Consider the following 13,696-nt stretch of genomic DNA (forward strand, 5'->3'; position numbering starts at 1 on the left):
GTGCAATAGATTGCTTTTCGGTGTTATGGGATTGGATTGATAGAAAAATCTTTGACTTAGCTCAAGATACTTAAAGAAATAGTTTAGTATTTGCTGAAGCAGTAATAATGCAGAATATATAATTCCTTACTGTGACTAATGCCTGCCAGGCATTTCATTCCATAGATTGGCACAGGTTTCAAAAGCATATGGCGGATATTCAGGAATCGAAGGAAAGTTTGCAGGAAAGCCTGCAGCAGGTCATTACCCTGTTGAACAAGCACCGTCTGGTAGAGGAGCTGGTGCATAAGCAGGATATGCCGAAGCAGGCATTGGTGCAAACGCTCGTGCACAGGCAGAACCTTGCCGAGCTGCAGAAAAAGCTGGATAGCCTGCATCCGGCCGACGTAGCGTATATTCTTGAAGCCCTACCGTTAGAACAGCGCCTGGACGTCTGGGACTTGGTCAAGGCCGAGCGCGACGGCGAGATTCTGCTGGAAGTATCAGATGCGGTGCGGCAGACGCTGATCGCAGACATGGATAGCGATGAGCTGCTTGCCGCCGCCGAACAACTGGATACGGATGAGCTGGCAGACCTGGCGCCTGATTTGCCCAAAGACGTGCTGCAGGAGCTGCTTGAGAGCCTGGATGCCCGTAATCGGGAACGCCTGCAGTCCGCACTGGCTTACGCCGATGATTCCGTCGGTGCGCTGATGGATTTCGACATCATTACTATCCGTGAGGATATCACCCTGGAAGTCGCCCTGCGTTATTTGCGCCGCATCGGCAGCTTGCCCGACCATACGGATAAGCTGTTCGTCGTTGACCGCAATGATGTATTGCGTGGCGTACTGCCCCTCAAGCGGTTAGTGGTGAACGACCTTGATTCTGGCGTGGCCGAAATCATGGCGGACGACGCAGTGGTATTTCACCCTGAGGATAAGGCTGATGAAGCCGCTAAGGCGTTCGAGCGATATGACCTGGTGACTGCGCCTGTCGTGGATGAGAATAACCGCCTAGTAGGCCGCCTCACTGTGGATGCGGTCATGGACTATATCCGCGAAGAGGCAGAAAGCGACATGCTGTCGATGGCCGGCCTGCGCGAGGAAGAGGATATATTTGCTTCTGTATGGAAGTCTGTACAGAACCGTTGGATGTGGCTGGCCATCAACCTGGTGACTGCATTTGTCGCATCCCGTGTCATCGGCTTGTTTGAGGGATCCATCGAGAGGATCGTGGCCCTGGCTGCCTTGATGCCGATTGTGGCGGGGATAGGCGGGAATTCCGGCAACCAGACCACGACCATGATTGTGCGTGGTCTGGCGCTCGGGCAGATATCCAGCCATAACACCAAGTCACTGCTGATCAAGGAAACCGGCGTGGGCCTGCTCAATGGCCTGATCTGGGGCAGCGTTCTGGGCGTGATTGCCTACCTTCTCTACAATAACGTGGCTCTTGGAATCGTGATGACGGCCGCCATGACCTTGAACCTCTTGCTGGCTGCCGTGATGGGCGTGATGATTCCCCTGGTGATGTCGACAAAGTTCAACAGGGATCCTGCGGTTGGCTCCAGCGTCCTGATTACCGCCGTCACGGATAGCGGCGGTTTCTTTATTTTCCTAGGGCTTGCAACGCTCTTCCTGCTATGAACAGTACGATATTTCATGTCTGGCAGGAACTGGCCAACGATTTTTCTTCAGCTGCGGTATTGTGGCAACTCGCCATTATTGTGAGCAGCCTATTGCTTGCATGGTCTATCAATAGCATGCAGCGTGCACGCCTTGCGAGCAGCAATGCTCATTACGCAGCTATCGGGGGCATAACACGCGTCTTGTTCCCCATTTCCTCGTTGGTCATGGTATTGCTGGGCCAGTTGGTCATTGGCCATTGGTACAGTACCAGTTTGCTGGCACTGGCCTCACGCTTACTGGTTGCCATGGTTGTCATCCGCTTGGCAGTGTATGTGTTGCGATATGTGTTTGCCCCTAGTGGTTGGCTGAGAACCACCGAAAATGTGGTCTCGACTGCTGTCTGGCTGGTGTTGGTGTTGCATGTCACGGGGCTGCTGCCTGATATGATTGAGGCGCTAGATGGCATACGTTTCAACATCGGCAAGAGCACTGTCAGTTTATGGCTGGTGATCCAGGGCTTGTTTACGGTACTGGTCACAGTGTTCGTGGCCTTGTGGCTAAGCCGGCTGATTGAGAACAAGTTGATGATGGCGACTCACATTGCCATCAATATGCGAGTCGTCATCAACAAAGTGATCCGCATTACCTTTGTGTTCTTTGCTGTGTTGGTGGCCCTGTCGGCGGTCGGTCTAGACATCACATTGCTCTCGGTGTTCGGTGGAGCACTGGGCGTAGGGCTGGGGTTTGGCCTGCAGAAGATTGCGAGCAATTACGTCAGCGGGTTCATCATCCTGTTGGATGAATCCATGAACCTGGGAGATTTTGTTACCATCGGTTCTTATTATGGCAGCGTGCAGGAGCTGCGCTCGCGGTATATGGTGTTGCGGCAGCTCGATGGGACTGATGTGATTATTCCCAACGAAACCCTGATGACCAGCGCAGTGGTGAACCATACCGCTACCCGCAGACACGTCAAGATTGCCTTGCCCATCCAGGTGGGGTATGAAACTGACTTGAGAGCGACATTGGAGCTGATGAAGGAAGTCGCAAGCCGGCATCCACGCGTGATGAAGGATCCTGCGCCGGATGCCAAGCTGGTCGGCTTTGGCGAGAGCGCGATAGACCTTAACTTGACTGTATGGGTGCCCGATCCGGAGAACGGGGCGGGCGATGTTCCATCCACTGTTTATTTGAATCTGTGGGATGAATTCAAAGCGCGCGGTATTTCGATTCCTTATCCACAGCGCGAGGTGCATGTCTTTGGGCATGGAGTGGGTATAGAAGAGGCAAAATCTGGATTGAATAATGGCAGCGCAGCTTAGCCTGATGTGAATGCGTTCAACAAAAAGGGGTTTGCTTTATTTGCAGTCTATTTATAACTTTTGACGATAGTCCCAGAACTATATTCGTTCACTCCTCCTTTCACCACCCCGCCTTTGATAACTACCGTGAAATTTTCTTTGCAGAATGCAATCCCAATTGTCTGATTGCTTATCTTCAGTGATCTTCCAAAAAAGCCTTACTTAATACCCCGAGTGCATTGCGACAATAATTGGATCTGCAGGTGATCGAAGGATATTTAATCTAATTCCAGATTTGCTGTAGCCACTCCCATCCGAAGTTTGAAGTGCTTTAGTTATATTTTCCATCCTGCGAAACCATTGGGACAAAACCTTTCAGTTAAAACCAGAGGCTTGTAAATAATTCCAGAAAGTGTACTATTGGGTTCATTATCATACTATACTGTTTAGTATGATAATTGATACCGTTTGGGAGAGAGATATGCACAATTTGATGAGAATAATAAAATCCGTACTAATAATTGGCTCTTTAGTTTCTTCAGCAGCATATGTTGAGGTTGGGACTAAAGTTGCAGTCATGGCCTTTTCATTAAATGACATGACTAATCTGCCAAATGCCCCTGAAGAGTTGAAGCGCATCAATCTACTCTCCCCCAATTCCATGAAAGCCTCAAAAGCAAAAGTATCAACGTGGTGCCTGAAGGCACAAGAGTTAAATCGGAGATCGAGAAGTACTCTTCTACCCGCTTGATCATCGTGGATGTCAAAAACAAATCTGTGGTGATGTCGAAGTTTGCTCAATTGAGTTCTTGGGCAGACGAGAAGACGACAATCCGTACCGCTGAAAAGCTTGTGCTCAGGTAATTAAAGAACGCGAGGATACTCTTCATGCTGCAGCAGAACAGTAAATAATGAAGATTTAGGGGTATGGAAATGCTCAAGGAAATATCAAGTACACCACTGTTAAATTTGCAAGGATCCGAATAATGGAATTGCTGAATAGTTCCTGGTTAATTCGTATGATCGAGAAGGCTGGCCCAAGGCCAATCGACAAGCTTCTTTCTGTGTATACATTGTTGGAAACTTGGTTGCATGCGCCTGGGATTCGGCAAGGCGTCAATGAAGAATATTCCAATAACTCGCTAATGTTTCAGAGCTGTCCTGCGCTAACTTCCTATCTTGTCTCTTTAGCCATAGCGGCCAAGCTCAAGAATCCTGCAACTGTCGTTACTCAAATGATGATTCTCCTGCAGGGGGCGATAGCAGAGGAATTACGCAATCCCGAGATGGGCGCTCTGCTTGCTGCGCAACAGGCCGCAAAGGTAGTAGTAAAAGACGCAACGCCATCAATCATGGTGAGAGCGGATGAAGCCATTCGGGCAAGTGGATATGCTGCTACATTCTTGGCGTGCACTATATTGGCGGTGCATTTTTTGCCTTCAAAGAATTCAGCTCCAGTACACAATGCACAGCAGGATGTCGGATATCAGCAAGTTACTTTGCTATCAAGTATCGATCCTGAGTTACTTCTAAAAGCGTTTGCACTTAGAAAAAGCATGGAGGCCGGGACTTGTCCAACCCCCAATTTCTTTAGTATGCCCAAGGAACAGATATCGGTATATATGGATATTGTTCACGCTAGGTTATCCAATAACCCGGATATTGATAATAAGAGATTGTCGACTTTCTTGGCGTGGTATGACCAACAGCGTGCGTGGGAATGCTACCCAAAATCTCAAATCAAGCAACGATTCATATCTAGGATAGGTGTTTAACATGTCATCAAGAATACGCGATTATATCCTTGAGGCTGCTGGCGATCTTTTTTCTCGCCAAGGTTTCAATTCGACTAGTGTTGATAATATTGCCGCACAGGCACAAGTGGCCAAAGTCACGCTATATAAATATTTCAAATCCAAGGAATTGCTCATCATTGAATATTTGCGCGAGCAGAATTCAAAGCTATGGAAAAAACTGGCGGAATCTCCTCAACAAGAAAATGCACGAGCTGAGCTTGAGTCAATGGTAATCAGCCTCTTGGAAGTCATTAGTGACAAGGACTTCAAAGGGTTTGCTTCCATCAATGCAGGAGTCGAGTTTCCCCAAGTCGACAACCCTGTCAATCAAATCTCGAAAGAGTTCTCCAAGCAACTTCGAGAACAAATGACTGAGTTAGCTACTCGAGCAGGAATCAAGCATGCGGAAGCTTTGGCCTTGCAGCTGGCCTTGGTGATTGAAGGCGCTTCAATTACCGAAAGAAACCAACAAGGCAGTCAATCAATTTTGCATGCGCAGACCTTGGTCAAGACATTGATTAATTCGGCTACTTAATGAAGGGAGGTTGCTCAGAGAGCCCATTTTGCAACCACAGCCTTCGTCATGGATATGTGAGATACAACTGTGGTCAACTTGGGTCAAAAGTTGAGATATCTAAAAGTTAACTAAGATTCAATACTTGAGTTTTTAAAAATCCGCTAGGGCACGCAAAAAACACGTGATGCGATAAATAAATGGAGGAGTTGCAATGAGAAACATATTAATAGCGCTGTGTCTTTCCCTGACAGCGTTGAATTCACATGCTGCTGATCAGATTGAGAGAATGGCAGCTGATAAGATGCAATCGTATAAAGAGTCTAAAATCAACTGGAAAGATGACCCTATTCTCCCGAAAGGTGCGAAAAGCGCACTTATCTTAGGTGATCCATCAAAACCTGGAGTTTTCATTGCGTGGCTTAAATTCCCGGCCAACTACCCAATCCCGGCTCATACACATCCATTTACTGAGGTCATTACCGTGCTTAAGGGTAAACTGGGAAATGGGATGGGCGAGGTTTTGGATAAGAAAAAAGGAGAAACTTTGAACGTAGGTGAGAGTTTTGTCCTGCCAGCGGGCCATGCACATTATGTATGGACAGGAAATGAGGAAACTATTATCGAGTTGATTGCTACAGGGCCATGGGATATTACCTATTCCAATCCAAAAGATGACCCTAGAACAAAATAAATGTTTAATAGTGTGATTTTGTCTAACTGAGCAAGCGACAATTAGAAAGCTCAGGATTATCTAAGCGAAAAAAAGCCCGCATTTGCGGGCTTTTTGTTCAGCTGAGATTATTACTTCAGCTTGGTTTCCTTGTACAGGACATGCTTACGGGCAACGGGATCAAACTTCTTGATCTCCATTTTTTCTGGCATGGTGCGCTTGTTCTTGGTCGTGGTGTAGAAGTGACCAGTACCTGCGCTGGATTCCAGTTTGATTTTTTCACGCATGATTCAGTCCTTAGATCTTTTCGCCGCTGGCGCGCAGATCAGCCAGAACAGCATCGATACCATTCTTGTCGATAGTGCGCAGAGCAGCATTGGTGATACGTAGGCTAACCCAGCGGTTTTCGCTCTCAACCCAGAACTTGCGGTTTTGCAGGTTAGGAAGGAAACGACGCTTGGTCTTGTTGTTTGCGTGGGAAACATTATTCCCAACCATCGGCTTTTTGCCGGTTACCTGACATACGCGTGCCATGGCGGACTCCGAAATTCGAAAAGACCGCATTTATACCATGAAAAACGGAGTCTTTTCAAGTGAATTCAAAGATTTTTCCAATGACTTACTGCCGGCCGGTGCTGCCGAAACCGCCTGTACCGCGTTCGCTGGCCTGGAAATCGTCGACAATATTGAAGTTCGCCTGCATGACCGGAACGATCACCAGTTGGGCAATGCGCTCCAGCGGATTGAGGATGAAACTTTCCTTGCCACGGTTCCAGCAGGAAACCAGGAGCTGTCCCTGATAGTCCGAGTCGATCAGTCCAACTAGGTTGCCAAGCACGATGCCGTGCTTATGGCCTAGGCCGGAACGCGGCAGTATCAATGCCGCATAATGCGGATCAGCGAGGTGGATTGCCATGCCGGTGGGGATCATGATGGTCTCGCCTGGCGCAAGGGTTTGCGTATGTTCGGTACAGGCCCGCAAATCCAGCCCTGCGGAGCCAGGCGTGGCATAGCTGGGCAGCATATGATGCAAACGGTTGTCAAGAATCTTGACGTCTATTGTGAGGCTCATGAACGTACTTCCTGGGTTTGTGTTGGGGGCGGCTTGGCCGCTTGGCTTTTGTCCAGCATGGCGGCGACATGTTGCAACAGGCCGCGCGCCAAGGTGAGTTTGGGCGCCTGTGGCAAAGGGTGTATTCCTTCATCGTCGAGCAATACCAGGCTGCTTTGGTCTCGCCCCAGGGCTTCGCTGGCGATATTGGCGGCAATCAACGGCAGGCGCTTTCTGCGGCGTTTTTCTTCGGCATACTGCAGCATATTCTCGCTTTCAGCGGCAAAGCCGACGCAGAACGGTGCATCATCGCGCGAGGCGATAGTGGCGAGAATATCCGGCGTCGCTTCCAATGTGAGGGTGAGCGGCGCTGTGTTTTTCTTGATCTTGTGCTGGCTCACCTGGATAGGGCGGTAGTCCGCCACGGCCGCGACCGAGATGAAAATGTCCTGGTCCTTGAGGTGAGCTTCGACGGCCGCGAGCATTTCCTGCGCGCTCGTGACATGAATGGTGTTGGCACCTGCAGGCGCCTGTAATGCAACCGGCCCGCTCACCAGCGTGACTTCTGCGCCCATCTCGATGGCTGCGCGGGCAAGGCTGTAGCCCATTTTGCCCGAGCTGTGATTGGTGATGACACGTACCGGGTCGATGGTTTCCTGTGTGGGCCCGGCAGTGATGAGCATGCGCTTTCCTGTAAAAAGTTTGGGCTGGAAGGCCGAGAGCAGGTGCTCGACCAACTCGTCCGGCTCAAGCATGCGGCCGAGCCCGGTTTCCCCGCAGGCTTGCGAACCGCTGGCGGGCCCCAGAATGCTGATGCCGTCGTGCTGCAATTGGCGGATATTGCGCTGCGTGGCGGGATTGCTCCACATTTGCCGGTTCATTGCCGGTGCGACCAGCAGCTTGCAGTCGCGCGCCAGGCAAAGCGTAGACAGCAGGTCATCTGCCGCGCCATATGCCAGCTTGGCCAGGAAGTCCGCACTGGCGGGCGCCACCAGTATGGCATCTACCTGGCGAGACAGGTCGATATGCGCCATGCCGTTGCCTTTGTCCCCTTGCCATAAATCAGTGTAGACAGGCTTGCCGGAAAGTGCCTGGAATGTCATGGGCGTGACGAATTGCGTCGCTGCCTGTGTCATGGCCACCTGCACATCAATGTCCTGCTTGACCAGCAACCTGACCAGTTCCGCAGCCTTGTAGGCAGCAATGCCGCCTGTCACGCCGAGCAAGAGTTTTTTTATGGAATAATGGCTCATCAGGAAATGCGCAGATGCAGCAAACACTGCGATATAGAAGTTGCTTGATTTTATATGAAAGGCTGAATCGTGGCGATTACTGATTGGCCCGAGGGTGAGCGGCCTCGGGAGAAGTTGCGGGCGGCGGGCGCGATGGCGCTTTCGGATGCTGAACTGCTGGCCATTTTTCTGCGTACCGGCGTGGCCGGCAAGAGTGCCGTAGACCTGGCGCGCGAACTGCTGAAGCGGTTTTCCAGCCTCAACGGCATTTTTGCAGCCAGTGCCGAGGAGATTTGCCAGGTGCATGGCATGGGGCTGAGCAAGTTCGTGCAGTTGCAGGCGATCTTCGAAATGAGTCGCCGGGCATTGCTAGAGCAGATGCAGGGGCGTGATGTGCTGACGTCGCCCCAGGCGGTGCGCCAGTACTTGAGCTTGAGAATCGGCGCGTTGCCACGTGAAGTCTTCATCGGTATTTTTCTCGATGCGCAGCACCGGGTATTGGCGGTGGAGGAGCTGTTCAGCGGCACATTGACCCAGACCAGCGTATATCCACGCGAAGTCGTCAAATGCGCCCTGCGACACAATGCCGCAGCCATGATATTTGCCCATAACCACCCATCCGGCGTCCCGGAACCCAGTCAGGCCGACCGCGCACTGACCGAGGCATTGAAAGCGGCACTTAACCTGATCGACATTCGCGTACTCGACCATTTTGTCGTTGCTGGCAATCAGCTTGTATCATTTTCGGAGCGGGGATTGATTTAAAGGCGGCAGGTTCTGCATGCCGCTGGCAAACCCCGGTTCAGCCAGTGGCCGTGGGCGTAAAGCAAGCAGTCGAACGCAAGGTAGGGGGTGCAAAAAAGGCGTTCTAACTACGTCTAGCGCCCCTTGCGGCTGAGAGATCCACGGTTGAAGTCCTTGTCTCCTGGCGGGATGCATCGCGTGCCAAACCAGCCGCCCTGTGATCCGGGCGGACAATCCCTGACAGATTGCCTAGGTTGTGTTTTCTCCTGGTCGGCATACTGCCAGCTGCCGTCCTCGTTCAGGATGACGCGTTCACCGTTGGCAGTGGTCGCATGCTGCGGTGAGGGTGCCTCTTCTGCCCAGGCGAGCATAGCGAATATGCTCCCAAGCGCAGTGGCAAGCAAAAACTGTTTCATATCATCATCTCCATTGATGTCATTGTGAATAGTGTTATTGTCAGGAGGAATGACATGCATGCCAAAGGTTGGTTCCGGGACAGAATGGGTTGTCAGGGCGGGAAGGGCCGGCTCGCTTCGACTGGTGGCATGCTAACCCTCTTCATGAGTATCCTGGGTTGAAGGGGGCTCACTAGGCATTCTTGTAGTCGCTGTGTTAATACACATCCCGCACATAGCGCTTATCCTGCGCCATCTTGGCGACATATTGTGCCGCGGCCTCTGCGCTCATGTTGCCGTGTGTCTGCACAACCTGCTTGAGCGCGGCATCCACATCGCGCGACATGCGGGCGGCATCGCCGCAGACGCAAAAATGCGCCCCCTGCTCCAGCCATCGCCATAGTTCCGCGCCATGTTCCAGCATTCGGTGCTGCACGTAGATTTTCTCCTGCTGGTCACGCGAGAATGCCGTGTCCAGACGATGCAAGATGCCTGCCTGCTGCATGGCGGCCAGTTCGTCGCGGTAGTAAAAATCCGTATCAACATGCTGCTCGCCGAAGAACAACCAGTTTTTCCCGCTGGCGCCTGCGGCCTGCCGCTCTTGCAGGAAAGCGCGGAACGGGGCAATGCCGGTGCCGGGACCTACCATGATGAGTGGAGTCTCGGGGTTGCGGGGAACCCGGAAATGGGGGGATTTCTGCAGGAAGATGGGGACAGGAAGTCCTTTCGCCCGGTCGGCAAGAAAGGTGGAGCAGACACCACCGCGTTCGCCGTAACGCACGATGGACACCGTCAGGTGCACTTGGTCGGTAACGGTCTTGGGACTGGATGAAATTGAATACAGGCGTGGTTGCAGGCGCTTCAATACCCCCAGCCATTCCGAAACTTCCACCTTGATGGGATAGGCATGCAGCAGGTCTACCGGCTGCTTGCCCCAGAGCCATGGCTTGAGCTCGCCCTGCTTGCCGATCCTGTCGGCAAGGTCGGCACTGCCGGAACGTGCAGCGATGAACTGCAGCATTTCAGGCGTGATACGCGCGATCTCGTAGTGGTTCGACAAGGCCTCCACCAATGTCATTTCGCCGTGCTCATGCACATCTACGACAGTGGCGGGGGAAAACTGCAGGGCCGTGAGCATTTCCCCTACCAGTGCCGGATCGTTACGCGGCCAGACACCCAGCGCATCGCCCGCCTCATACTGGAAATCGCTGCCGCCGAGGTCAAAGGCAAACTGACGCACCTCTTTTTCCGCGCCGTTGCCACTCAGGCGTTGGTTCACCACCAGCTGGGCATGCAAGGGGTGGTGACGAGTATAGGAAGGGGCTGTCGTGCCGGGGCACGTCATGTCGGCCGGCATGTCGCCGGCTAATATCAGCTCGGGTTGCCGGTCTGTTGTGGTGGATGGGTGAGGAGATTTCCGGCTTGCAAGTGCGCTGACCACTTGGCCGAGCCAGACCTGGGCCGCAGTTTCATAATCCGGCTCGCAATCGGTGCGTGCCGTGAGCGCAGTGGCGCCCAGCGCAGCCAGCCTGGCATCGAGCTTGCGGCCGAATCCGCAGAACTGGTCATAGTTGGAGTCGCCGAAAGCCAGCACGGCGTATTGTAAGCCGGACAGGGTCAGGTGGTCTGATTGCAATGCCGCCCAGAACTGGCTGCCGTTGTCGGGGGGATCCCCATCGCCGAAGGTGCTGGCCAGCAGGAGCGCACGGCTAGCGTTTGCTAGTTCGGCGGGCTGGACCTCATCCATGCTGCTGAGTACGGTTTGCCAGCCTTCCGCCTGCAGCTTGGCGGCGCATTGGCTGGCAAAGGTTTCGGCGTTGCCGGTTTGCGATGCCCAGAGGATATGGACAACAGGCTGGGTGGCGGTGTCTTCGTGACCCTGTGTCGGGAGGCTGCCCGCCCCGATCCAGGTGCGGGAGAACAGTCCTGCCAGAATGCCGTCGACCAGGGTCTTTTTATCTGGCGGCAATGGCGCCGTGGGCGGCAGGATGGGCACGCCGCCCGCTTGTCGGGAAGCATCGCTGCGCAGGCCAGCCAGGTAACCTTGCAGGTAAAGCTGCTCCGCCGGCTCCAGTTTGATGGCTGGGGTGTCTTTCAGGCCAAGCAATTGTGCCAGTGCATCAATATCCTTCATGGCAATTTCCCTTGCATTGTCAGTATGTGTTTCTTCATCCTTGTGGTGACCTTCAGGGGCGGCATTTCGCATGCGTTGGGGAGTGCCTTCCACCCTGGCGAGGGCGACGGCGCTGAACTTGAACTCGGGCTGCTGCGACAGCGGGTCTACGGCATCGCTGGTGATGGCGTTGATGGCCAGGTCGTCGCCAAAAACATCGTTCCAGTGGAATGGCGCAAAGCAATGGCCGGGCAGCACGCGGGCAGTGATGACGGCTGGCAATACTGCCCGCCCGCGGCGCGAACGGATTTCAACCTGGTCCTTGTCGCGAATGCCCAGGCTGGCTGCGTCCTCGGGATGCAGTTCGACAAAAGGCCCGGGATTGAGCTTGTTCAGGGTGGGAATCTTGCCGGTTTTGGTCAGAGTATGCCATTGGTGCTGTAGGCGGCCAGTATTGAGCACAAAGGGAAAGTCATGGTCCGGCATTTCCGCTGGAGGCAGCCAGGGCCGGGCAAAGAACACGCCTTTGCCGCTCTCCGTAGCGAAGGCGATGCGAGGACGTTCGCCATCCTCCCGTATCTTGAGCTGCTGGCTGATGCCGTCATTGAGGTAGCGGATGGGATGGCGGTCTTGCGGATCATCCGGTGGGCAGGGCCATTGCACCGGCGTTGCGCGCAGGCGGTCGTGGCTGACGCCGCGGATGTCGTATCCAGTCTTGGGGTTGGAGGTACGCTTGATTTCCTCGAAGACCTCGGCCGCGGACGCATAGCTGAATGCCTCGGCATAGCCCATCTCGCAGGCGATGCTGGCAATGATCTGCCAGTCAGGCATGGCGTCTCCAGGAGGCGGCACCGCCTGCTGCGTCAGTGTCATGTTGCGTTCGGAGTTGATCATCACGCCTTCTGCTTCCGCCCAGAGCGCCCCGGGTAGCAGGATATCGGCATAGCGGTTGGTCTCGGTATCGAGGTAGGCGTCCTGGGTAATGACGAGCTCTGCGCGTTCCAGGCCGGCAATGACGTTCTGCCGATTGGCGACGCTGGCGACCGGGTTGGTACAGATTATCCAGCAGGCCTTGATCTTGCCTGCCGCCATCTGCTCGAACATGGCAATGGTGCCGCCCGCGGAGCTGGTGTGCAGCGTACCGGCGGGAACACCCCAGAGATTCTCGATAAAAGCGCGATCCTGTGCCGACAGCACAGAGCGCTGCCCAGGGAGGCCAGGTCCCATATAGCCCATCTCGCGGCCGCCCATGGCATTGGGCTGGCCGGTGAGCGAGAAGGGCCCGCTGCCCGGGCGGCAGATCGCGCCGGTGGCGAGGTGCAGGTTACAAATGGCGTTGGTGTGCCAGGTGCCGTGCGTGCTCTGGTTGAGCCCCATGGTCCAGCAGCTCATCCAGTTGCTTGCTTTGCCTATCCATTCGGCTGCCTGGCGGATGTCGGCTTCCGGGATGCCGGTGATTTCGGAGACTGCTTCAGGAGAATAGTCTTCAAGGAATTCCGGCATGGCTTCCCAGCCTTCGGTGAAGCGGGCGATGAAGTCGGGGTCGGTATGGCCGTTCTTGTGCAGCAGATGCAGCAGGCCGTTGAGCAAGGCCATATCGGTGCCGGGCTTGATCTGCATGAAGAGGTGGGCTTTGTCCGCCGTGGCGTTGCGCCGGGGATCGACCACGATCAGCCTGGCACCGGCCTTGACCCGGTCCATCATGCGCAGGAACAGGATGGGGTGGCAATCGGCCATATTGGCGCCGATGACAAAGAACAAGTCAGTGTTGTCGAAATCCTGGTACGAACCGGGTGGGCCGTCTGCACCCAATGATAGTTTGTACCCACTTCCTGCACTGGCCATGCACAGTCTGGAGTTGGATTCAATATTGTTGCTGCCGATATAGCCCTTGATCAGTTTGTTGGCAAGATATTGTGACTCGATCGACATCTGGCCCGAGACATAGAGCGCCACGGCGTCGGGGCCGTGCTCGTCCAGGATGGCGCGCAGGCGGCGGGCAGATTCTTTGATGGCCTTGTCCATGCCGATACGTGCCGGTTCGGCGTTGCGCTCCGTGCGCAGGTAGGCGTGCTCCAATCGTCCCGAAGCCGTGACAGCCTGCGCGCAGGTGCTGCCCTTGGTGCACAAGCGGCCGTAATTGGACGGGTGCTGCTTGTCGCCCATGACCTTGATGATGCGCGCGTGCTCGACCTCCATGACGATGCCGCAGCCGACGCCGCAGTAGGGGCAGACCGATTTGACTTGCGTCGCCACTGTGCTCTGGC

General features: G+C 54.1%; 12 protein-coding genes. 6 read left to right on the forward strand and 6 right to left on the reverse strand.

Going from position 1 to position 13,696, the window contains the following annotated elements; translation table 11 throughout:
• Nucleotides 1–188 precede the first annotated feature (188 nt).
• From mgtE to MFLA_RS01605, 5 genes are all read left to right on the forward strand, one after another.
• A complete protein-coding gene (mgtE, locus tag MFLA_RS01585; RefSeq protein WP_011478674.1) occupies nucleotides 189–1,628 on the forward strand; it encodes a magnesium transporter in 1,440 nt (479 codons plus the stop codon).
• Nucleotides 1,625–2,932, forward strand: coding sequence for a mechanosensitive ion channel family protein (locus MFLA_RS01590; protein WP_011478675.1), 1,308 nt, complete (start codon nucleotides 1,625–1,627; stop codon nucleotides 2,930–2,932). Before mgtE ends, MFLA_RS01590 begins: the two co-directional genes overlap by 4 nt.
• Before the next feature lie 965 nt (nucleotides 2,933–3,897).
• Nucleotides 3,898–4,686, forward strand: coding sequence for a hypothetical protein (locus MFLA_RS01595; protein WP_011478676.1), 789 nt, complete (start codon nucleotides 3,898–3,900; stop codon nucleotides 4,684–4,686).
• Between the two features lies 1 nt (nucleotide 4,687).
• Entirely contained in the window at nucleotides 4,688–5,242 is a 555-nt protein-coding gene (locus tag MFLA_RS01600) for a TetR/AcrR family transcriptional regulator (RefSeq protein ID WP_011478677.1), read from the forward strand.
• A gap of 193 nt (nucleotides 5,243–5,435) precedes the next feature.
• Nucleotides 5,436–5,915 (forward strand): cupin domain-containing protein, encoded by a 480-nt coding sequence (locus MFLA_RS01605; RefSeq protein ID WP_011478678.1) that lies wholly within the window; start codon nucleotides 5,436–5,438, stop codon nucleotides 5,913–5,915.
• A gap of 110 nt (nucleotides 5,916–6,025) precedes the next feature.
• On the opposite strand, the gene rpmG is transcribed toward MFLA_RS01605, so the two are convergent.
• The 4 genes from rpmG to coaBC form a co-directional block, all read right to left on the reverse strand.
• Complete coding sequence (gene rpmG / locus MFLA_RS01610; protein ID WP_011478679.1) at nucleotides 6,026–6,181, reverse strand: 50S ribosomal protein L33; 156 nt, start codon at nucleotides 6,179–6,181, stop codon at nucleotides 6,026–6,028.
• 10 nt (nucleotides 6,182–6,191) lie between these two features.
• Nucleotides 6,192–6,428 (reverse strand): 50S ribosomal protein L28, encoded by a 237-nt coding sequence (gene rpmB / locus MFLA_RS01615; protein ID WP_011478680.1) that lies wholly within the window; start codon nucleotides 6,426–6,428, stop codon nucleotides 6,192–6,194.
• An 85-nt stretch (nucleotides 6,429–6,513) separates the two neighbouring features.
• A complete protein-coding gene (gene dut / locus MFLA_RS01620; RefSeq protein WP_011478681.1) occupies nucleotides 6,514–6,966 on the reverse strand; it encodes a dUTP diphosphatase in 453 nt (150 codons plus the stop codon).
• Complete coding sequence (coaBC, locus tag MFLA_RS01625) at nucleotides 6,963–8,198, reverse strand: bifunctional phosphopantothenoylcysteine decarboxylase/phosphopantothenate--cysteine ligase CoaBC (protein ID WP_011478682.1); 1,236 nt, start codon at nucleotides 8,196–8,198, stop codon at nucleotides 6,963–6,965. The genes dut and coaBC overlap by 4 nt, the downstream gene beginning before the upstream one ends.
• A gap of 69 nt (nucleotides 8,199–8,267) precedes the next feature.
• Here coaBC and radC point away from each other — a divergent pair, with 69 nt between their 5' ends.
• Nucleotides 8,268–8,942, forward strand: a complete 675-nt coding sequence (gene radC, locus MFLA_RS01630; RefSeq protein ID WP_011478683.1) for a RadC family protein — start codon at nucleotides 8,268–8,270, stop codon at nucleotides 8,940–8,942.
• A gap of 113 nt (nucleotides 8,943–9,055) precedes the next feature.
• Here radC and MFLA_RS01635 read toward each other — a convergent pair whose 3' ends face one another.
• Both MFLA_RS01635 and MFLA_RS01640 read right to left on the reverse strand, forming a co-directional pair.
• On the reverse strand, nucleotides 9,056–9,337 hold the full coding sequence (locus MFLA_RS01635) for a hypothetical protein (protein ID WP_195742042.1): 282 nt from the start codon (nucleotides 9,335–9,337) through the stop codon (nucleotides 9,056–9,058).
• A gap of 196 nt (nucleotides 9,338–9,533) precedes the next feature.
• On the reverse strand, nucleotides 9,534–13,685 hold the full coding sequence (locus MFLA_RS01640) for a bifunctional nitrate reductase/sulfite reductase flavoprotein subunit alpha (protein ID WP_011478685.1): 4,152 nt from the start codon (nucleotides 13,683–13,685) through the stop codon (nucleotides 9,534–9,536).
• Nucleotides 13,686–13,696 lie beyond the last annotated feature (11 nt).

The sequence above is a fragment of the Methylobacillus flagellatus KT genome, assembly GCF_000013705.1.
In the GTDB taxonomy this organism is placed as follows: Bacteria; Pseudomonadota; Gammaproteobacteria; order Burkholderiales; family Methylophilaceae; genus Methylobacillus; species Methylobacillus flagellatus.